The sequence below is a fragment of the Paenibacillus sp. DS2015 genome, assembly GCF_050433705.1.
Lineage (GTDB): Bacteria > Bacillota > Bacilli > Paenibacillales > Paenibacillaceae > Paenibacillus_AQ.
Genome location: NZ_JBNPWS010000022.1, coordinates 20,885 through 40,014 on the forward strand (window position 1 = coordinate 20,885; position 19,130 = coordinate 40,014).

24 protein-coding genes and 1 tRNA gene are annotated in these 19,130 nt (G+C 42.6%); 22 read left to right on the top strand and 3 right to left on the bottom strand.

All coding sequences use genetic code 11. The annotated features are described in order from the left end of the window. Nucleotides 1–17 precede the first annotated feature (17 nt). From J2T13_RS17770 to J2T13_RS17825, 12 genes are all read left to right on the top strand, one after another. On the top strand, nucleotides 18–617 hold the full coding sequence (locus J2T13_RS17770) for a DUF2815 family protein (protein ID WP_429373657.1): 600 nt from the start codon (nucleotides 18–20) through the stop codon (nucleotides 615–617). 70 nt (nucleotides 618–687) lie between these two features. Beyond that, nucleotides 688–1,062, top strand: coding sequence for a hypothetical protein (locus tag J2T13_RS17775; RefSeq protein ID WP_429373659.1), 375 nt, complete (start codon nucleotides 688–690; stop codon nucleotides 1,060–1,062). After that, the gene (locus J2T13_RS17780) at nucleotides 1,059–3,002 is read left to right on the top strand and encodes a DNA polymerase (RefSeq protein ID WP_429373661.1); all 1,944 of its coding nucleotides are present in this window, start codon (nucleotides 1,059–1,061) and stop codon (nucleotides 3,000–3,002) included. The genes J2T13_RS17775 and J2T13_RS17780 overlap by 4 nt, the downstream gene beginning before the upstream one ends. A gap of 10 nt (nucleotides 3,003–3,012) precedes the next feature. Continuing rightward, nucleotides 3,013–3,321 (top strand): DNA-entry nuclease, encoded by a 309-nt coding sequence (locus J2T13_RS17785; protein ID WP_429373663.1) that lies wholly within the window; start codon nucleotides 3,013–3,015, stop codon nucleotides 3,319–3,321. Nucleotides 3,322–3,432: 111 nt separating this feature from the next. Then, complete coding sequence (locus J2T13_RS17790) at nucleotides 3,433–3,945, top strand: hypothetical protein (protein WP_429373665.1); 513 nt, start codon at nucleotides 3,433–3,435, stop codon at nucleotides 3,943–3,945. 308 nt (nucleotides 3,946–4,253) lie between these two features. Next, nucleotides 4,254–6,644 carry a VapE domain-containing protein gene (locus J2T13_RS17795; RefSeq protein WP_429373667.1) on the top strand — a complete coding sequence of 797 codons (2,391 nt, stop codon included), beginning with the start codon at nucleotides 4,254–4,256 and terminating at the stop codon, nucleotides 6,642–6,644. A 246-nt stretch (nucleotides 6,645–6,890) separates the two neighbouring features. After that, nucleotides 6,891–7,154 carry a hypothetical protein gene (locus J2T13_RS17800; protein ID WP_429373668.1) on the top strand — a complete coding sequence of 88 codons (264 nt, stop codon included), beginning with the start codon at nucleotides 6,891–6,893 and terminating at the stop codon, nucleotides 7,152–7,154. Next, nucleotides 7,147–7,407 (top strand): VRR-NUC domain-containing protein, encoded by a 261-nt coding sequence (locus J2T13_RS17805; protein WP_429373670.1) that lies wholly within the window; start codon nucleotides 7,147–7,149, stop codon nucleotides 7,405–7,407. The genes J2T13_RS17800 and J2T13_RS17805 overlap by 8 nt, the downstream gene beginning before the upstream one ends. Next, nucleotides 7,397–8,770 carry an SNF2-related protein gene (locus J2T13_RS17810; protein ID WP_429373672.1) on the top strand — a complete coding sequence of 458 codons (1,374 nt, stop codon included), beginning with the start codon at nucleotides 7,397–7,399 and terminating at the stop codon, nucleotides 8,768–8,770. The genes J2T13_RS17805 and J2T13_RS17810 overlap by 11 nt, the downstream gene beginning before the upstream one ends. Nucleotides 8,771–8,775: 5 nt before the next feature. After that, entirely contained in the window at nucleotides 8,776–8,991 is a 216-nt protein-coding gene (locus J2T13_RS17815; protein ID WP_429373674.1) for a DUF3310 domain-containing protein, read from the top strand. Then, nucleotides 8,988–9,626 carry an RNA polymerase subunit sigma-24 gene (locus tag J2T13_RS17820; RefSeq protein WP_429373676.1) on the top strand — a complete coding sequence of 213 codons (639 nt, stop codon included), beginning with the start codon at nucleotides 8,988–8,990 and terminating at the stop codon, nucleotides 9,624–9,626. The genes J2T13_RS17815 and J2T13_RS17820 overlap by 4 nt, the downstream gene beginning before the upstream one ends. Nucleotides 9,627–9,844: 218 nt before the next feature. Next, nucleotides 9,845–9,918: transfer RNA gene (locus J2T13_RS17825), tRNA-Pro, on the top strand. A 102-nt stretch (nucleotides 9,919–10,020) separates the two neighbouring features. Here J2T13_RS17825 and J2T13_RS17830 read toward each other — a convergent pair. Further along, complete coding sequence (locus J2T13_RS17830; protein WP_429373678.1) at nucleotides 10,021–10,248, bottom strand: helix-turn-helix domain-containing protein; 228 nt, start codon at nucleotides 10,246–10,248, stop codon at nucleotides 10,021–10,023. A gap of 201 nt (nucleotides 10,249–10,449) precedes the next feature. Continuing rightward, nucleotides 10,450–10,572, bottom strand: a complete 123-nt coding sequence (locus J2T13_RS17835; RefSeq protein WP_429373680.1) for a hypothetical protein — start codon at nucleotides 10,570–10,572, stop codon at nucleotides 10,450–10,452. A gap of 314 nt (nucleotides 10,573–10,886) precedes the next feature. Here J2T13_RS17835 and J2T13_RS17840 point away from each other — a divergent pair, with 314 nt between their 5' ends. Continuing rightward, entirely contained in the window at nucleotides 10,887–11,087 is a 201-nt protein-coding gene (locus J2T13_RS17840) for a hypothetical protein (protein ID WP_429373682.1), read from the top strand. Here J2T13_RS17840 and J2T13_RS17845 read toward each other — a convergent pair. Next, on the bottom strand, nucleotides 11,072–11,866 hold the full coding sequence (locus tag J2T13_RS17845) for a DUF4393 domain-containing protein (protein WP_429373684.1): 795 nt from the start codon (nucleotides 11,864–11,866) through the stop codon (nucleotides 11,072–11,074). The two genes, J2T13_RS17840 and J2T13_RS17845, sit on opposite strands and share 16 nt — an antisense overlap. 113 nt (nucleotides 11,867–11,979) lie before the next feature. Here J2T13_RS17845 and J2T13_RS17850 point away from each other — a divergent pair, with 113 nt between their 5' ends. From J2T13_RS17850 to J2T13_RS17890, 9 genes are all read left to right on the top strand, one after another. After that, entirely contained in the window at nucleotides 11,980–12,201 is a 222-nt protein-coding gene (locus J2T13_RS17850; RefSeq protein ID WP_429373686.1) for a hypothetical protein, read from the top strand. Between the two features lie 101 nt (nucleotides 12,202–12,302). Continuing rightward, nucleotides 12,303–12,533, top strand: coding sequence for a hypothetical protein (locus tag J2T13_RS17855; RefSeq protein WP_429373688.1), 231 nt, complete (start codon nucleotides 12,303–12,305; stop codon nucleotides 12,531–12,533). A 228-nt stretch (nucleotides 12,534–12,761) separates the two neighbouring features. After that, nucleotides 12,762–13,556: an HNH endonuclease gene (locus J2T13_RS17860; protein WP_429373690.1), complete on the top strand. Its 795-nt coding sequence runs from the start codon at nucleotides 12,762–12,764 to the stop codon at nucleotides 13,554–13,556. Beyond that, nucleotides 13,537–14,799: a PBSX family phage terminase large subunit gene (locus tag J2T13_RS17865; RefSeq protein WP_429373692.1), complete on the top strand. Its 1,263-nt coding sequence runs from the start codon at nucleotides 13,537–13,539 to the stop codon at nucleotides 14,797–14,799. Before J2T13_RS17860 ends, J2T13_RS17865 begins: the two co-directional genes overlap by 20 nt. A 15-nt stretch (nucleotides 14,800–14,814) precedes the next feature. After that, nucleotides 14,815–16,296 (top strand): phage portal protein, encoded by a 1,482-nt coding sequence (locus tag J2T13_RS17870; protein WP_429373694.1) that lies wholly within the window; start codon nucleotides 14,815–14,817, stop codon nucleotides 16,294–16,296. Further along, a complete protein-coding gene (locus tag J2T13_RS17875; protein WP_429373696.1) occupies nucleotides 16,271–16,477 on the top strand; it encodes a hypothetical protein in 207 nt (68 codons plus the stop codon). The genes J2T13_RS17870 and J2T13_RS17875 overlap by 26 nt, the downstream gene beginning before the upstream one ends. After that, nucleotides 16,474–18,009 carry a minor capsid protein gene (locus J2T13_RS17880; protein ID WP_429373698.1) on the top strand — a complete coding sequence of 512 codons (1,536 nt, stop codon included), beginning with the start codon at nucleotides 16,474–16,476 and terminating at the stop codon, nucleotides 18,007–18,009. The genes J2T13_RS17875 and J2T13_RS17880 overlap by 4 nt, the downstream gene beginning before the upstream one ends. Before the next feature lie 3 nt (nucleotides 18,010–18,012). Beyond that, nucleotides 18,013–18,297: a hypothetical protein gene (locus J2T13_RS17885; RefSeq protein ID WP_429373700.1), complete on the top strand. Its 285-nt coding sequence runs from the start codon at nucleotides 18,013–18,015 to the stop codon at nucleotides 18,295–18,297. Nucleotides 18,298–18,494: 197 nt separating this feature from the next. Beyond that, a complete protein-coding gene (locus tag J2T13_RS17890; protein ID WP_429373702.1) occupies nucleotides 18,495–19,112 on the top strand; it encodes a phage scaffolding protein in 618 nt (205 codons plus the stop codon). The last annotated feature ends 18 nt before the right edge of the window (nucleotides 19,113–19,130 follow it).

Sequence of the window (19,130 nt, forward strand, 5' to 3'; positions counted from 1 at the left end):
AAGGAGAAATGAACAATATGGCAATTGATAACACAACTACTAAGGTAATCACAGGAAAGGCTCGCCTATCCTATGCACATATTTTTGAGGCATCTTCAATCGATGGTGGGGAAGAGAAATTCAGCACTTCGATTTTGATCCCAAAGTCGGACAAGGCAACGCTTCAGAAAATTAAGGCTGCAGTTGATGTACTGAAGCAACAGGCTATGGATAAAAACAATGGTAAGCTTCCTGCTAAGTTTAAAACTCCTCTACGTGATGGAGATGAGGAGCGTCCAGATGATGAAGCATACGCGGACCATTATTTCTTTAACGCTTCCAGCAAGAATAAACCAGGGATTGCGAAGCCTGTAGGTAAAGACGGACAAGGTAAGACGAAGTTTCAGGAGATCACGGACACAACGGAAGTGTATAGCGGATGCTACGCGAAAGTGAGCGTTAACTTTTATCAGTTCGATGTGAAGGGTAATCGGGGTGTGGCTGCTGGTCTTAACAACATAGTCAAGATACAGGATGGTGACCCATTAGGTGGTGGTCGTGCAAGCATTGGAGAAGAATTCTCCGGTGAGGATTTTGACACTGATGACATTGGTGATGACGATGATTTCTTGAACTAATATTTCTTACATCTTAGAGGGGTTTCCGCAAGGAGCCCCTTTCTCTATCAAATTTTTAGGAGGAATCACAATGCAAATCAATGAGTTGGTCAAAATAGCCCATGCAAATGCAGTAAGTAAAGGTTGGTGGGATAAGGAACCTAGTTTCGGTGAAACCATTTCACTGATTCATTCGGAAGCATCTGAGGCATTGGAGGATTATCGGAATGGAAAGCCTATAAATCAAAACTGGTACGAGAAAGAAAATGAAACGAATATTTTTGAAACGGATAAACAAGTGACTCCCGAATGGAAACCGTGCGGCATCCCGTCAGAACTAGCAGACGTGGTTATCAGAGTGTTTGTTACTTGCGGAAGATATGGGATTGATCTGGAAGCAGCTATCAATGAAAAGATGGCATACAACGCAACACGTCCTCAGCGACACGGCGGGAAAGTGATATGACCGTCTTACAGATTGATATTGAAACCTACAGCAGTGTCGATCTACTCAAGTCAGGCGTATACCCGTATGTGGAAGCTCCAGACTTTGAAATCCTAATATTCGCTTATGCCTTTGATGATGAGCCCGTTAAAGTAGTGGATTTACTAGATTTTGAAGAGATACCTCAAGAGGTTATGGATGCCTTGGAAGATCCGGAAATCCTTAAGACAGCTTTTAACGCTAACTTTGAACGAACGTGTATTGCAAAACAGTTTGGTTCACCGATGCCACCGGAACAATGGCGATGCACAGCAGTTCACGCACTCAACTTAGGATTACCCGGTCATCTGGACGGCGTATCTAAGGTCCTCAAAGTAGATCATCAGAAGGACGCTGCAGGTAAAGCACTCATTAAATATTTCTCTGTCCCTTGTAAGCCAACCAAGGTCAATGGTGGCCGTACTAGGAACCTTCCGTACCATGCACCTGAGAAATGGCAAGAGTATAAGAACTATTGCGGTCAAGACGTGGAAGCTGAACGTGATGTAAGGAAGCGACTACTTAAGCATCCGATCTTAGAGAGTGAACACCGATTATGGGCTTTGGATCAACGTATCAATGATGCAGGTATTCGACTGGATCCGTTACTTGTAGAACGGGCGATTGAATGTGACGCCGACTTTCAACGTCGAAGACTTGAAGAAGCGAAGGAGCTCACAGGATTAGATAACCCGAACAGTGTCGCACAGCTTAAGACATGGCTTGAGGAAGAGGAAGGTATTCAGGTTGAAGCTCTGACGAAGGATTCTGTTCCTATATTGTTAGAGCAAGTTAAAGGTGATCGTGCACGGCGGATGTTAGAGCTGCGACAAGAAATGTCCAAGACTTCAGTTAAAAAATATGAGGCTATGGATCGGGCACTATGTTCCGATCAACGTGTTAGGGGATTGCTTCAATTCTATGGAGCTAACCGGACAGGCCGATGGGCTGGAAGATTGGTACAAGTGCAGAATCTACCTCAAAACAAGCTTAAGGATTTGGAAATGGCGCGGAATCTTCTGCTTGCGGGGGATTACGAATTAATAGAATTACTATTCAGTAGTGTACCTGGTGTTCTCTCTCAGTTAATCCGTACAGCCTTTATTCCTCTTGAGGGAAACCGTTTTATCGTTTCCGACTTCTCAGCCATTGAAGCTAGAGTCATTGCTTGGCTTGCAGGAGAAACGTGGCGACTTGACGTGTTCAACTCTCACGGCAAGATATACGAAGCTTCGGCGGCTCAGATGTTCCACCTGACTTTGGAAGAGATCACAAAGGATTTACGGAGTAAAGGTAAGATTGCAGAGTTGGCACTTGGTTATGGTGGCGGAGTCGGGGCGCTGGAAGCTATGGGCGCTTTGAAGATGGGGCTAATAGAAGATGAGCTTCTACCTCTAGTTAAAACATGGAGATTCGCAAACCCTCATATTACTCAACTTTGGTGGGACGTGGACAGGGCTGCTATGACGGCTGTAGAGGATCGAACGCTGGTTAAGTTACAATTCGGCTTGTCGTTCAAATATGACTCGGGTTACTTATTCATCAAATTGCCATCTGGTCGCCGTTTGGCTTACGTAAATCCTCAAATCAAAGAAGGTAAGTTTGGAAAGCCTGCACTCACTTATGACGGTGTGGATCAGACCAAGAAGACTTGGGGTCGCATTGATACTTACGGACCCAAGTTAGTCGAGAACATTGTACAGGCGATTGCTAGAGATTGCCTAGCTGAATCAATGATCCGCTTAGATGTTTCCGGTTATAAAACCAGAATGCACGTCCATGATGAAGTGATTATCGATGAGCCTATTGAGAATGACTGTATGGAAGAGATCACAACGATCATGGGTCTACCTATTGACTGGGCACCAGGCTTACCTCTTCGAGCGGAAGCCTTTGAAACTAGTTTCTATATGAAGGACTGAGGTGATTCCGATGAGAAAAAACGCAAGTTCGCATCCCGGATCGGATGCTATTGACGGGATTGAGTATGACGGATTTAAACGTATGAAATTTCATCCTGATTTTCACTTTAATCACGGCAAGCCCTTCACTATGGATGATCTGGAGTACCTGTGTACGTTTTATGAAATTGACGATATCAGAACCTTGGCATTTGCGCTTGGTAAGACGGAGCATGTTTGTCGGACAAAATATGCAATTCTTAAAAAGGCAGGGCTTGTTGAATATTATCGCAACCGTTATAAGCGGCGTTTGGAGGTTGAATGCTATGCAGGCTGTTGATCCTTACTTTCAAGATATCCCTTGGGACATTATCAAAGATGATAACGGGCGCGTGATCGGTGAGGTCTATAGGATCTTATCGATACCGCCGCCAAGGAGGAGACAAAACAGATGTCACACTATTTCTACAATACCCCAGAAGAATACGCAACTGCAGAAGAGATAGGTATTACACCAGCTATGTTAGATCGTCGAGTTAGAGAACAAGGTTGGCCTAAAGAAAGGGCTATGACTACCCCGCCAAGAAAGATAACTGATCGTAGCCGGTGGCGATATGTGGCAGAGCAAAACGGTATTAAGTATGCCGCATTCATGTCGCGTATCAATTTAGGCTGGTCTGAGGAAAAGGCAGCTACAAAACCTATTGAATCCGAACAAGAGCGCCGAGAACATGCCTTGAGAGCTACCGAGTGCTTGAGAACCTACCCTAAAGTCATGGTTGATCTAGCAGATCGGAATGGTATTTCTTATCACGCGTTTGTAAATAGGGTTAAGAATCTGAAATGGGATTTCGAGAGAGCGGCAACAGAACCTGTTTGGAAGCCTGCGGATTCAGGAAGATTAGGAGCTCAGAGGTTACGTGATCGTGAAGGTGATTGGGCCGCTCAAATATTTGGGAGTTGAAGAGTAGACACATTAAGCGAAGGAGTGAAAACCATTAGCAGACAGTGTAAATATTGCAACTTTTGCAAGCAGATTGGAAGGATGCAGACGCAACAAAATCACCTTGGTCGGAAGAAATACTATTGCAAGCATCCAAAGGCAAATGAAGTAACGGATAACACTTTCGTTGGATTTGGGACGATGGATTACGAAAGCCCTTTGGCTCTTAAAACAATTAAACGATGGTGTCCGTTGAAAACAAATTAATGCACAGTTCGATGATGAACGTTATAAAATGCAACATGTTTAATGGAAAGGATGTTTGTCAAATGCACGACATCGAATTAGACATATCGTTCGGCAAGCATCGAGCCGACACAAGCTGGAAACCTGAGTATTTAATATGGGACGAGCTCATTGACCGTTTGAAAAAAGTTCATCGCACGTCCGAGACGATGGCCGAGTACGACAAGATGAGCAATATTGCACGTGGTAAAGTCAAGGATGGTCCTGCCTTTGTTGGTGGGCTTGTCCGAGGTGGTCGGCGCAAGAAGGAGAACGTAGATACACGCAGCATGATTACGCTAGACGTGGATCATGCCGATGATGGATTCCTATTTTCCGTGGAACTCGTGCTTGGAGGGACGGCTTATGTCGTCTACTCTACACATAGCTATCGTCCTAATAAACCTAAATATCGTTTGATTATACCTGCTGATCGGACAATGAGCCCGGATGAGTATGCGGCTGTATCTCGTAAACTAGCAGAACAAATTGATATAAAGTACTTCGATAAGACAACGTTCGACGTTCACCGGCTTATGTACCTGCCAAGTTGCAGTAAGGATGCTGATCCGGTACTGGAAGTGTACGAGGGTGATCCACTATCCGTTGATAGTGTGCTAGATCAATACGCAGATTGGCGCGATGTCATGCAGTGGCCGAGGCATCCGGAGGATAAAACAGGACCATTGCAAAGTGGGAAGAAACCCGAAGATCCGAGGACAAAGCCCGGCACGATCGGATTGCTCTGCAGGGCTTACGGAATTGAAGAAGGGATAGAGTTGCACCTGCCTGACCAGTATGTGTCGGGGTCTATGCCTAATCGCTACACCTATACAAATGGCTCATCTGGGAATGGGCTCGAAGTCTTTCCAGATCAGGATCTAGCATACTCACATCAGGACTCAGATCCTGTGTCTGATGGTCGTAGTTATAACTTATTTGATCTAATAAGGATTCATAAATTTGGGCATTTAGATGATCGAGCTAGTGAGCAGACTAATATAACAAAGATGCCAAGTCATACAGCCATGGAGCGTTGGGCTATTAGTCAGAAAGAGGTCAAGTTGCTAGCGATGGCAGAGCAAGAGGATGAATACTCTCAAATGGTAGATTCAGACGACTTTGAGTATGAACCAGAAGTTGAGCCTAAGGATGAGAACTGGGGTGAAAAAATAGAGCGCCACCATAAGACAGGTGAAGTTCTATGTACCTCATCTAATATAATGATGATTCTCTCACATGGTGTATGGAAAGGAATACTTGCATTTGATGCCTTTCGTAACGCGGAAGTCATCAAGAAATCTTTACCTTGGCGTGAGAAAGACAGACAGCATGTTGACTATGAGCCATGGTCGGGGGCAGATGATAAGAGGTTAGAGAATTGGTTGGGTGAGGTTTTTAAATTACGCCCTTCTAAAGTCATTCAGAATGCATTTACTGAAGTTGTTCATCGTAATAAGTTTCATCCGATTAAAGCTTATATCGAATCGAAATCATGGGATGGGGTACACCGTTTAGAGCACTTATTTATTGACTACTTAGGGGCAGAGGATTCCCACTATGTTCGGCAAGTTACACGCAAAATGTTAATAGCTGCCGTTGCTAGGTTGTATCGTCCAGGGTGTAAATTTGATGAGATGTTGGTTTTAGTGGGTCCGCAAGGGGCTGGTAAGAGTAGCCTACTTGCAAAGCTTGGGCGTGAATGGTTTAGTGATTCGCTTCGAACTTTTGACAACAAAGAGGCAGGAGAGCATTTGCAGTCTGGTTGGATCTTCGAGATCGGTGAGCTGTCGGCTATGAAGAAATCTGAGGTTGATGAGGTTAAGGCCTTTTTGTCGAAGACTGAGGACCGGTACCGTGTAGCTTATGATCGGGTGGTATCTGACTTTCCTAGAAAATGTGTATTTTTTGGCACAACGAATACGAGAGACTTCTTGCAGGACGCTACCGGGAACCGCCGTTTTTGGCCCGTAGATGTGGAACCTATTAAAGCGAAGCTTAGTCATTGGGACCATCTAACGGATGAACTGGTGGGGCAAATATGGGCTGAGGCGCTGCACTTATACAAGGCGGGGGAATCCTTGGCGCTGGATAACGAAGCAAAGGAAGAGGCATTGCAGTTGCAAACTACCCATATGGAAGTGGATCCACGCGAAGGGGTTATCAGGGAGTGGCTAGATGCGCCTATTGAGGACGAGTGGGGAGAAGATCGCGAAGATGATCAATTCTTTAATCGCGTTTGCGCATCCCAGATATGGGTGGAGTGTCTTCATAAGAAAATAGGAGATATGACTCGATGGGACGCTAGAATCATATGCGGCATTATGAGAAACATCCAAGGATGGCAAGAAGTAAAGGCACGCGTTCGCTTTCCAAAGTGGGGGTTACAGACCGGATTTGACCGCATCAACAAGAAAAATAATCATGTTCTATGATGAACATGATGATACACCGAATAACATCATAGAACATGAAAATATCATTATTGATGATACTAACAAACCCTATCGTACCAAGAGGTTAGCCGTAATTATATCAATATATCATCATTTTTTAATCAAAGTAATAGTAGTTAATTAGCATAGGGATAGGTAAATATAGGTAATAGTAAACCCTATGCTAATTAATTTGTACCCACATATACGTGTGCGTGAAGATCAATGATATAGGAGGTTTTAAATATGGACGTACAATCCTTCGCAAGAATAATTAAAGATGCTGGAATTAAGTTCGACCAAGCTACCTTTGACCCTAAGGGGGATCCAGAACTCTTTTGGGTTCGTACAGGTGTGACCAAAGCACTTCAAGCGGTTAGCATTTTGTTGGGAGATCATGAACATACCTCAGAAAGTTGGGACAAGCACCTAGTAGATCAAATAATTACAACAATACGCCTTAACACTGAACAAGTTCCCCAACCTGGATTTGAGGAACCTGATGCTTGAATCAACTTTGGAACGAAAGCTTGTAAATAGAGTTCGGAGTCAAGGCGGGCAATGCTTGAAATTCACTTCTCCTGGCACAAGTGGTGTGCCAGACCGTATATGCCTTTTCCCAGGAGGCAGAGTGGTATTTGTCGAAATGAAAGCCCCAGGGGAAAAGGCAAGACCCCTGCAGCTGAAACGACATAGGGAGCTTCAAGCTTTAGGCTTTGACGTAAGGGTGATAGATTCGGAGGTAGCGATCAATGAAATATAAACCGCATCAATATCAGGATTACGCTACTGATCGGATCCTGAATACAAACTTCATAGGACTTTTTCTTGAGATGGGTTTGGGGAAAACTGTAAGTACCTTGACCGCAATCGATCGGCTGCTGAACGACTACTTTGATGCTGGTCGAGTTCTAGTCATTGCACCTTTGAGGGTAGCAGAGGATACTTGGGCACGTGAGGTTGAGAAGTGGGACCATCTTCAGCACTTACGGATCAGCAAAGTGTTAGGCACTGCCGCAATCAGACGTAAAGCCTTGAAAGCAGAGGCTGATATATACGTGATCAATCGCGAGAACGTTGAATGGCTGGTCGGTGAGCTTGGAACAAGCTGGGACTTTGACACGGTTGTGATTGATGAGTTGTCCAGTTTCAAGAATCACCAGTCGAAACGCTTTCGGGCTCTACGCAGAGTTCGACCGATGGTAAAAAGGCTAATTGGATTAACTGGAACGCCAGCACCTAATAGCCTACTAGATTTATGGGCGCCAATTTATCTACTGGATCAGGGTGATAGACTTGGGAAGACAATCACAGGTTACCGGGATCGGTATTTTACTGCAGGATCCAAGAGTGGCCATGTTGTTTACGAGTGGAAGCAAAAAAAAGAAGCTGAAGATCGAATTTACGAGGTTATCAGTGACATTGCAGTAAGCATGAAAGCAGAGGATTGGCTTGATATGCCTGATCGTATTGATCGTATTGTACCTGTGATACTTGATGAAAAGTCTAGGGATCAGTATATAAAGCTTGAGAAGGACCTGCTTCTCCCCTTCCTAGATGGGGATGTGGTAGCCAATACCGCAGCGGTGTTATCCAACAAGCTTTTACAGATGGCAAACGGAGCTGTGTATGACGAGGATCGAGGGGTCAAGCACATACATGATGCTAAGTTGGATGCCTTGGAGGATATCGTTGAAGCCGCTAACGGGCATCCGGTGTTAGTATTCTATAGCTATAAGCACGATTTGGAACGGATTCAGAACCGATTCAAGCAAGCACAAACCCTACGTAAAGGCGCAACTGGTAATCAAGACATCGCAGATTGGAACGAGGGTAATATTCCGCTTCTGGCAGTTCATCCAGCGAGTGCCGGTCATGGTCTGAATCTGCAAGACGGTGGAAACTTGATCGTTTGGTTCGGTCTTAACTGGAGCTTGGAACTATATCAACAAGCTAATGCCAGGCTTCACAGGCAAGGGCAGCAGCGTAGTGTGATCGTCCACCACCTGATCACGGAGGGAACGATGGACGAGGACGTGATGACTGCACTTGAAGGTAAAGCTGTAAGTCAGGATGCCTTGATGGCAGCCGTCAAAGCGCGAATCGATAAAATAGCAGAGGAATGATAGAGATGGATAATGTAAATCATCCAGTGCACTATACCGCTGGAGATATCGAGTGCATAGATGCCATCAAGGCAGCGGTAACAGGATTAATAGGGATTGAGGCCTATAATACCGGGGCAGCGATCAAATATTTGTGGAGTTGGAAAAAGAAAAACGGTGTAGAAGATTTGCAGAAAGCCCAGTGGTATATTAACCGACTGATCGAGGAGGGAGCGTCATGACAATTACATCGAATCTATCAACAGTCGAACAAAGGGTTATTGATCAATTGACCGGATACAAAGATTTAGTTGGGCGGATCCGGGTGCTTCAGACGTACTCAGTCGGGAACGAAATTACAGTGAGCAGACTTAACGAGGATGATCAGCTGCAGGAACTTCACCGGAAACTACGGACAATGCCGACGTACATGTACCTTAACAGGCATGAACAGAAATTAGAGAAGACAGTTAGCGCTTATCTAGTAAGGTATCCAGCAGGTACAAGGTCGCAAAAACAAGTGGTCCAAGAGTGTAATACCTTGGATAAAGAAGATGAGAAGGCACTCCATGAGGTTGTGCAGAAAATAGAAAAGGTAATTGAAGCCCGAACAGGAAGACGTGATGGCATCGAGGAAGTACTTGAGCGAGTAGCTGAATTCCAAGACTTGCAAGCGGAGATGAAGCGAATAGATGATGTGCTGGAGGTACTTGAAGAGAATAGACCCCAGCTATCACTACTCCTGAGACTCCACTATCTTGAAGATAAACCATGGGACGAGGTAGTGAAAATGATGGGGATATCAAAGAGTGTCTTTTATCGTTGGCGGCCATTGGCAGTAGAAAAGTATTCACTCTTAGCCCGTGGGAATAAGTAGGGAAAAAAACGGGAACGGAATGGGAACAAAACTCATTTCTGATGTGTTATTATGATATTGTGAACAAATTGTAAGAGTGCAGTTTACAAGGCTCTATGCCGTTCGGCTGCTGCACTCTTTTCACTATACACCTCATAGCTCAACGGTAGAGCACGAAGGCGGCCGCAAGAACAGACTTCGAGGTATCAGGTTCAATTCCTGGATGGTGTCTATATTAAACGGGTGTAGTGTAGCTAGGTAGCACGCTTGCTTTGGGAGCAAGTAGTCACAGGTTCGAATCCTGCCATTCGTATTATTTCATAGCTTTTCTCCATAGCCATTCCTTAGGGAGTGGCATTTTTAATTTTTTAAAAAAAAGCCTGAGATAAAACTTCTCAGGCGTATGAGTAACTATTCATTTCTTGCGATTGTAAGTACTTGCTTCTTCTTTACGTTCTAGTACGTCAGAACGGAGGAAAAGCCGTTCACGTCCAGTGTCTTTGATCGGAATTAGTTTTCCGCGCTTTACAAAGTTGTGAAGGTTTTGGCGAGAACAATCCATAATCTCCATAGCTTCAGAGGTACCGACAACTTCACGAGAAATCCATTCTGCTAATTCTTCTTTACTGTTGAAAGTGTACATTACCATTTTACCAGCACGATAATTAAACTAGCTATGCTGAAGACAAGGGAAACATATGTTATAACCGTTGTAGTTCTTTCTTTTCGGCTCATGGTTAATCGCTCCTTATAATTATGGTATAATTGAGAAGAGAAAGGCGACCCTTTGATTTCACTAACCCTTCCGCCTAAGCCCCTTTCGGGGCTTGGCTTCCGGTAGACCCTATCGAGTCAGTGTGATGATGAGGATGATGATCGAGTTGATCAGGGTGATGATGACAGTCACCATCTTGATCGTTTCAACTCTATCCTCTTGTCGCCTTTCTTTTCTCGTTTTTTTCAACATGTTCACCTCCTTTCTATAAATTAATTATATCATAATGGTTTACTATCGTCAATCAAAATAAGCGAAGTTTGGTCATTTGATCAGACTTTTTTTTGTGTTTTAGAGTCTAATTAATCGTGGAGGAGCTTCACTATGAAGCCTTTAAAAAGTGAACCGGTATACATACAGCCTGAGAAATGCAAAAGATGTGTTTGGGGTGAGTGGACAGGTACTATACAGTTTTTAAAAGGGTAAAGTGGTAGAAGGAAAAATCCTGCGGATATTTTCAGCAGGATTGAATAAAGTAAATATAATAATAGTTAGGGGCGATGATCATGAATGAAACAGTTCAATTGCTTGAAGAACGAGTTGAAAAACTGGAAAATGAAGTTTCAGCGTTAAAAAAAGAAACAAGAGATACTCTCGAAATAATAACCAATAAATTCTCATCTGAGTTGGAGAAGATTATGGACGATTATAGAGCAGAATTAAATAAAATTGCAATCCAAAGTATAGGGAGTTATAAGCAACATTGAGCAAAGCTACTACCAAAGGTAGTGAATAACCAATATTTCTTATTTAACTCAATAATCCTATCTTGGTTTTGAGGGTCCTGAGTATTATCTTTCAGAACTAACTCACAAGATTTATATAGCGGGTGATTAAGTAAACTGTCATAGAGACTATCATTCGAAAAGGTTAATGCTGGATCAACATTGATCAACCCTAAACGAATTAAATTGTCGATGGAAGCAGAGTATTGCTGCCAATTATTAAACTCTAGATCAGGGAAAGGAAAAAAATTAGTTATCCAAGTACCGATGGTTGTGGGATCATCTTTCTTGAGTAATCGAATATTCGCCAATGCAACTGGAGCATTATTGATTAGGTATTGAAAATTGATAGCGTCTAAAGGTGAGAATTGCTTTATAATTTCTACGAATGAAGAGTGAGCACTATCACTTAGTTGTGAGTTCATTGAAGAAACGATTAGTTTTGTAAACATTGATCTAATGCCATCATTTTCAATATAGTACTTTGAAGCCTCCAAAGCAGGACCAACGACATTAAGAGGTGGTTCGATAAGTTCTGATGGAGCAACTTTCGCTAATTCAGCTTCGATTTCTTCTTTAAAGCGTGTAATTTCATATTCTTTCTTGATTTTTGCTTTTTCTATTGGAGCGAATGCAAGGTAAAATAAGCTTCCTAATCCTTCACCAATTTGTTTTGCGGATGGATCCAGAGCTGCTTTTGTCAGATCGGCTGGAACCTTTATTGAGTTAACCAAATCAATTAAAAAGTTTCTTTCACTCATTTTTATCTTCCTTTCAAAAGTACTAATTCGGGTACCGTGATATGTTTATTCGATATTGTTAGAGGTAAATCCTTCCTGATGTCGAAATGTGACATTGTGGAGGTGATAAAGCGATGGATTTGAAATTTGTAAACGAAGAAATATCCAGTCATAGCGGATACGGCGCAGGACCAGGGGTAGTTATAAGTAGGGAGTATGAGTGTCCTTGCGGAGCAGGACGGGTTATTTATGAAAAAGATGACATACCTGGGTTCAGAGATAGCGGCACATTTTGTAAATGCAAAGAGTGCGATGGGAAATACAACTTTGGTGATGGTACAGCCACAGAAAAATAGTGATGATTAACGAAAGGCACCTCGACGGGTGCTTTTTCTTTTGAATCAAGAGGATAAAACTTCCAAATGTCGAAATATAACGATATTGGGGGTGAATAATCTTGGATAATGTTAGTGAACAAATTGGCGGTACAATGAACTCAATGGCGCTAGCTGTATTTATTCTCTTGGGGATGTATATGTTAGCTCCCATGTTAATAGCAGCAGTATTGCTTAGAGTATGTAGAGTAAGAGGGCAGGCGTTTAAATTTTTGATTGGGATTGTAGGTCTTGTAGGTCTTTACTTTATGATGACTAATGGAATACAAGACCTACCTAGCAAAATTCAATAGTACATAAACAAGGTCACTCAAATGAGTGGCTTTTTATTTTGCGTAGAAAAGGTGATGACCTTGAAAGTGCTTGAGAAGGCGAAGCTATTTTTGATTGAGTTTATCCCATGGTGGATCGTTGCATATATAGCGCTATACGTCAGAACGTCAAATGGAATCATTATAGGTATGTTGGCATTGATATACGTTAAATTAATTAACAACAAATAACTGTAAGGGGCTGAGATCATGGCAGGAGGACGGAAAACTAAATATCATACACATGTTGAACCCAAACTCCTGCTTATCGCAGCTTGGGCAAGGGATGGATTTACAGAGGAACAGACAGCTATTAAATTGGGATTAGCGTACTCTACTTTCAGGACATACAAGGATAAGTATCCAGCACTTTCGGCAGCCTTAAAAAGGGGACAGGAAGTAGCTGACGTAATGGTCGAGAATTCGCTCTTCAAACGTGCTATGGGTTATCAATTCGAAGAGGTGACTAAAGAACGCATTATTGATAGCGGTCAAGTAAAGAGACATGGCGGGCAATCAGAGTTGACAGATAAAGAGTGGCAGTTCGCAATTCGTTACTTTGGTGGAAAGTGCTGCTATTGTAATGAGAGATTGACCGAGGCTACCAAAGATCACATCGTACCTTTGGTAAAGGGTGGGGAATTAACAGCTTTAAATATCATTCCTTGCTGTAGGCGATGTAATTCATCCAAAAAAGCCATCGACTTAGAACAATGGTACAAGAATCAACCTTTTTACAAGGAACACAGGCTGAACAAGATAAATGATTATGTAATGTTGGTAAAGGATACGCAAGCTAATTCGGTGGGAGATATCGGAGAACTAACCATTACCAAGGTAGTGACTAAAGAGGTACAACCTGATGTAGTAGCACAGATCTTCTGGTTGAAGAATCGCCGACCTGATAGATGGAGAGATAGGCAGGATATCAATCATAGTGGCGGTCTAGGCGTTCAAATCATCGATGATATAGGCGGTGACCTTGATGACAGCGACAAAGATTAAGCTTTCCGAAAAGATTACACCGCATTTTCATTCATTTTGGAAGGTATCTAATTCACATAAGTACCTTAAGCATGTATTGAAGGGCGGTCGTGGATCAGGCAAGTCAGCGCAGGTAGCCCTAAAGCTGATTAAAGACATGATGAAGTATCCGGTCACTACCCTATGCGTCCGCAAGGTAGCACGTACGCTTGAGGAGTCCATGTTTGAGCAGCTTAAAGAAGCCATTGAGATGCTTGGTGTGGATCAGTACTGGAGAGTTGTTAAAAACCCGTTACAACTCATATATACGCCTGTGGGTAACAAAATCATATTCCGTGGTGCAGATGATCCGGTTAAGTTAAAATCAATCAAGATGTCAAAGTTCCCTATCGCCTTCTTGTGGATTGAGGAAATGGCTGAGTTCAAAACAGAAGATGAAGTATCGACCATTGAAAAGTCTGTGTTGCGTGCAGATTTAGGGGATGGTCTTTTTTATGCATTCTATTACACTTATAACCCGCCAAAAAGAAAACAGAGTTGGGTCAATAAATTGTATGAATCGCATATCATCCCAACTAACACATATGTACACCACTCTACTTATCTTGATAACCCTCACTTGGGTAAAGAGAGTATCGGGGAAGCAGAAGAGTTAAAACGCACAAGGGTGCAGCGTTATGAATGGGAGTATCTCGGTAAGGCTATCGGATCAGGCGTTGTGCCGTTTGACAATCTAACCTTTAGAGCCATTACAGATGATGAAATCAAATCATTTGATAATATCCGTCAAGGTGTGGATTGGGGCTACGGTGTAGATCCTTTCTCGTTTGTGCGTTGGCATTACGACAAGACCAGAAGAGTCATATACGCATTAGATGAAGTATATGGTGTGAAGCTATCGAATCGTGAAGCAGCGGACAAAATCAAGGTCAAAGGGTATCACACGCTACAATCAATTGCAGATAGCGCAGAGCCTAAGTCAGTTGACGAGATGAAACACCAATTAGGGCTACGTATCAAGGGCGCGAAGAAGGGTCCAGGTAGTGTTGAATACGGTGAAAAGTGGCTTGATGACCTTGAAGAAATTGTCATCGACGTTAATCGGACACCCAATATAGCTCGTGAGTTTGAAAACATTGATTACCAGACAGACCCTGACGGCAATCCAAGAGCTCGCTTAGACGATAAAGACAATCACACCATAGATGCTACACGTTATGCATTTGAAGATGATATGAAACAAGCATCATTCTCGTTTGATTAGAAGGGAGGTTAAGCCTTGAATACAACACAAGATATTATTCGTAACCTTGACGACAATGCACCAATGACGTTACGAGAGATCATCACACAAGAGATAAGCGATTTTAAAGGTTCAGAACGCCGCAAACTTATGCTAACAGGTCAAGAGTATTACGAGATGCAGACAGACATCTTGAAGAACCATAGGACAGGAATAGGCGAAGGTGGTCGCATCGTAGATGTTGATAATCTAGCTAATAACAAACTTGTTCATGGCTTCATTCGTAAGCTTGTGGATCAGAAGGTGGGGTATCTGCTATCTAAACCATTCGGTATTCAAACAGATGGAAACGATCCTTATAAGGAAGCGTTAGAGAGCTATCTAGGTAAGTCATTCAAACGACTACTGAGGAATGTTGGTAAGAATGCCATCAATAAAGGTATTGGTTGGATACAGGTGTATTACAACGATAAAGGCGAGCTATCTTTCAAGCTCATCCCGTCAGAAGAGATCGTACCTTTGTGGAAAGATGCAGCTCATACAGAATTGGATGCAGTCATTCGATTCTATGAGGTTGAAGTGTATGAGGCTAAGAATAAGATCGCAATTACCAAGGTTGAGTATTGGAGCTCAGAAGGCGTAAAGAGATATAAAATTGATTCTCGCGTTACGGGCCACCTTATCCCAGATGAAGACGCAGGGGCAGATACAAGCCACTTTGTCGCTGTGGGTACGGATGATGTTGAAGAACCTTTGAACTGGGAGCAGATACCCTTCATACCGTTTAAGTACAACGCTGAGGAAATGCCACTGGTCAAAGTGTTGAAGACATTGGTCGATAACTACGATAAAACCATGTCAGACAATGCTAACAACCTTGAGGACTTACCCAATAGTACCTACGTATTGAAGAACTATGATGGTGCTAATTTGGGAGAGTTCAGGAAGAACCTTTCATTATATAGAGCCATCAAAGTAAGTGGTGACGGTGATGTAGATACGTTAAGCCTTACAATTGACACCGAAGCCTTTAAAACTCATGTAGGCATGCTACGCAAGAACATATATGAATTTGGTAGAGGATTGGATACACAAACAGAGGACTTTGCCAGTGATAAATCAGGGGCTGCTATTCGGTTCTCTTATGGGGACCTAGACTTAGATGCTAACGATATAGAGAATGAGTTCCAAGCAGCATTGGAACAGCTCATATGGTTCATTGATCAGCACATATTTAATACAACTAAGGTTGATTATTCAGACATTAACGTAGACATCCTATTTAATCGGGATATCTTGATCAATGAAACCGAGGCGATCACCAATGCCAAAGATAGCGTTGGGATACTTTCGGACGAAACCATTATCGCAAATCATCCATGGACGACTGATACGCAAGCTGAGTTAGACCGCAAAAAGAAAGAACAAGAGTCGGTCATGGATGATTACCCTAGCTTAGGCACCAATGAGCAGATTATTGGAGGTGGTACCGATGATAACAAACCAGACGGCAGCTAAAGTGGAAAAGTTAATATGCGAGTTATGTGATACCATCGAGCATTCAAAGTATCAGCCCGCACGAGTAGAATGTATCGCACGTCTGATTGAATCATTGAATGAGAGTGATCCTTATACCTCCACTTATGTTGTTGGCTTTGGGGTTGGCGGGTCTGACTCTCGAGAAGATGATGAAGAATGAAGCCAACGGATTACTGGAAGAAACGCAGTGAGCAAATAGCCCGGCGGCAATTTATCAAGGCAGATGCCTTTGAAATTGCGCAGCGTAAAGAGTACGACAAAGCTACGAAGAGCATGCAAAGAGATATTGAGGTCTTCTATCAACGCTATTCGACTAATAATGAAGTCACTATGTCAGAAGCCCGTAAGCAGCTAACAAATGGCGAATTGAAAGAGTTCAAGATGACTCTTGAAGAGTTTACCGAGAAGGCGAAAGATAACGCAGATGGTCGATGGACACAAGAATTAAACAATGTGTATTACAAGACTCGTGTGACTCGGTTAGAAGCGTTACAAACTCAGATTGGGCAACACTCTGAAATGCTTGCAGGAAGTCGGCAGGAAAGTACAGAGAAGCTATTAGGCGACATCTATACCGATACCTACTACCGCAATATTTATGAGATCCATAAGGGCATAGGAATCGGTGGTTCATTTGCTCACGTAGATGATAATGGATTAAAATCTGTCCTTGAATCAAGGTTGGATGGTCGTAACTGGTCACAACGAATATGGGATGATCGCTCTAAAGTGAGGAAAGAGCTTCAAAGGAATCTATCACAATCCTTTATACGCGGTGATAGCATTGATCGTACCGTTAAAAGTGTGGTCGAACGAATGAATGTATCACGCTCCAACGCTGAACGGCTAGTTCAGACTGAGAGTGCTTTTTTCGCTGGGCAAGCAACGATGGCCGGATACAAGGAAAGTGGCGTTGTTCAGCAATACGAGGTATTGGCAACACTAGATACTCATACAAGCTCAGTGTGTAGGAGTTTGGATGGTTTGGTATTTAAACTATCTGAGATGGAGGTAAACGTTAACTACCCTCCATTTCATGCACGGTGTCGCACAACGACTGTTGCATACTTTGATGACGATGAGGGTCTTGGCGAACGGATAGCTATGGATCCTGACGGTAGCACCTACTTTGTGCCTGATAATATGAAGTACGAAGACTGGTATCAGAAACACGTAGTAGATAAATACGGTAAAGATGAAGCAGACATCATGAGAAAGAAAGTTATGAATAAATCAGCTGACAGGAAAAACTTTCTTAAACATAAGGAAGTTTTAGGGAAAGATGCATCGAAATCCTTTGCCGCGTTCCAAGACATGAAGTATAATAATGCTAATGAATGGGCTTCAACAAAACGTCAATTCGATACTTTTGATAAAATTGATAAAGGTGAATATTCAGTTGAGTATAAAAACAAACTGAAAGATACTTATCGATATTTTAAAAAAGACGGTCATGAGTTTACGGTTCATGCGATAAACAGAACCCTAGGCCAAAAGCAAAGTGCAGGAAAAGTTATCTTCGAGAAAGAAGATATTCGAGACATGCTTAATAAACCGGCAGGATTTTTACAACCTAACGGTCATAAAGTAAGGTTCGAGAATGGCATTGCGATTATACAAGCCTCGGATACAAACGAGATTGTCAGTATTGTAACGAGGAACAAACCGAAAATAGACTGGACGGAGGCGTAAAGGATGGCTGCGGTTAAGCTGGTTGGTATGATGAAAGATTTTTTAGACGGAACGTTAAGCGCAGAGTTATTCTCCTTTGATTTTCCTGCGGCATTACTTAACGAATTTGATGCGTTAGAAAAAGAGAACAAACCCTTATCTGATTTGCTTAACGAAGATATGCCGGAGTATTGCTCATATTTTGAACCAGATGAAAATGCGAGATTACAGTCAGGTGATTATCTTGACGAAGTAAAATTTAAAGAGAAGGTAACTGCAGTGTACAAGCTAGCATCTAAACTGACTTAACAAGCACTCTCAACCACAACGGTTAGGGTGCTTTTATTATCATTATTATCAGTCGCCTTAATTGGGCGGCTTTTTCTTTTGCCCTGTCGTATGGCATATAACTAGGCGCTGCCCTCTTTAAAGGTTCGGGGTTAAATCGAACGTAATCCTAGCGTGAGGTGGACACGTAAATAAAACATAAAAGGAATGATGAATAGATGGATTTAAAAGAGTTGTTAGGCGAGGAATTGTATAACCAGATCGTGGCGAAGGCTGGAGATAAGAAGCTGGCGGTTGTGAATGATGGTAATTGGTTCCCGAAGGAAAAGTTTGATGAAGTGAATACAGCCAAGAAGCAAGCTGAAACGGATCTGAAAGATCGAGATACCCAACTTGTTGACTTGAAGAAGTCCACTGGTGATAACAAAGCTCTACAGGATCAAATAACACAGCTACAGACAGACAACAAGACAGCATCAGATAAGTATGAAGCAGATGTAAAGGTATTAAGGATCAACACAGCGTTAAAGCTGGCTCTTGCCTCTGATACACACGATCCTGATTTAGTTGCTGGATTGTTGGATCGAGCGAAAATTGAATTAGACGAATCTGGTAACGTTAAATCGGGACTGGATGAACAGATCAAGAGTCTTCGCGAATCGAAGGCTTTTTTGTTTGCGGAGAAAAAGGAAGACAAAGCACCGATGTTCAAAGGAGCCAAGCCACCTGAAGGTAAAGAAAAAGAAAGTGATCCAAATGACCTTGGTAGTAACTTTGCTAAAGAAGCTAACTCAAAAGGTGCACCTGCATCAAAAGCCTTGAATCCATGGGGTTAAAAAATAGAAGGAGTGAAT

Excerpts from the sequence above, each read along its gene's own strand:
- J2T13_RS17880 (WP_429373698.1), top strand. The coding sequence starts at position 16,474 with ATGAAGCCAACGGATTACTGGAAGAAACGCAGTGAGCAAATAGCCCGG.
- J2T13_RS17805 (WP_429373670.1), top strand. The coding sequence starts at position 7,147 with ATGCTTGAATCAACTTTGGAACGAAAGCTTGTAAATAGAGTTCGGAGT.
- J2T13_RS17815 (WP_429373674.1), top strand. The coding sequence starts at position 8,776 with ATGGATAATGTAAATCATCCAGTGCACTATACCGCTGGAGATATCGAG.
- J2T13_RS17860 (WP_429373690.1), top strand. The coding sequence starts at position 12,762 with ATGGCAGGAGGACGGAAAACTAAATATCATACACATGTTGAACCCAAA.
- J2T13_RS17770 (WP_429373657.1), top strand. The coding sequence starts at position 18 with ATGGCAATTGATAACACAACTACTAAGGTAATCACAGGAAAGGCTCGC.
- J2T13_RS17835 (WP_429373680.1), bottom strand. The coding sequence starts at position 10,572 with ATGTTGAAAAAAACGAGAAAAGAAAGGCGACAAGAGGATAGAGTTGAA.
- J2T13_RS17850 (WP_429373686.1), top strand. The coding sequence starts at position 11,980 with ATGGATTTGAAATTTGTAAACGAAGAAATATCCAGTCATAGCGGATAC.
- J2T13_RS17775 (WP_429373659.1), top strand. The coding sequence starts at position 688 with ATGCAAATCAATGAGTTGGTCAAAATAGCCCATGCAAATGCAGTAAGT.
- J2T13_RS17875 (WP_429373696.1), top strand. The coding sequence starts at position 16,271 with ATGATAACAAACCAGACGGCAGCTAAAGTGGAAAAGTTAATATGCGAG.
- J2T13_RS17810 (WP_429373672.1), top strand. The coding sequence starts at position 7,397 with ATGAAATATAAACCGCATCAATATCAGGATTACGCTACTGATCGGATC.
- J2T13_RS17780 (WP_429373661.1), top strand. The coding sequence starts at position 1,059 with ATGACCGTCTTACAGATTGATATTGAAACCTACAGCAGTGTCGATCTA.
- J2T13_RS17785 (WP_429373663.1), top strand. The coding sequence starts at position 3,013 with ATGAGAAAAAACGCAAGTTCGCATCCCGGATCGGATGCTATTGACGGG.
- J2T13_RS17820 (WP_429373676.1), top strand. The coding sequence starts at position 8,988 with ATGACAATTACATCGAATCTATCAACAGTCGAACAAAGGGTTATTGAT.
- J2T13_RS17865 (WP_429373692.1), top strand. The coding sequence starts at position 13,537 with ATGACAGCGACAAAGATTAAGCTTTCCGAAAAGATTACACCGCATTTT.
- J2T13_RS17840 (WP_429373682.1), top strand. The coding sequence starts at position 10,887 with ATGAATGAAACAGTTCAATTGCTTGAAGAACGAGTTGAAAAACTGGAA.
- J2T13_RS17800 (WP_429373668.1), top strand. The coding sequence starts at position 6,891 with ATGGACGTACAATCCTTCGCAAGAATAATTAAAGATGCTGGAATTAAG.
- J2T13_RS17790 (WP_429373665.1), top strand. The coding sequence starts at position 3,433 with ATGTCACACTATTTCTACAATACCCCAGAAGAATACGCAACTGCAGAA.
- J2T13_RS17890 (WP_429373702.1), top strand. The coding sequence starts at position 18,495 with ATGGATTTAAAAGAGTTGTTAGGCGAGGAATTGTATAACCAGATCGTG.
- J2T13_RS17830 (WP_429373678.1), bottom strand. The coding sequence starts at position 10,248 with ATGTACACTTTCAACAGTAAAGAAGAATTAGCAGAATGGATTTCTCGT.
- J2T13_RS17885 (WP_429373700.1), top strand. The coding sequence starts at position 18,013 with ATGGCTGCGGTTAAGCTGGTTGGTATGATGAAAGATTTTTTAGACGGA.
- J2T13_RS17845 (WP_429373684.1), bottom strand. The coding sequence starts at position 11,866 with ATGAGTGAAAGAAACTTTTTAATTGATTTGGTTAACTCAATAAAGGTT.
- J2T13_RS17795 (WP_429373667.1), top strand. The coding sequence starts at position 4,254 with ATGCACGACATCGAATTAGACATATCGTTCGGCAAGCATCGAGCCGAC.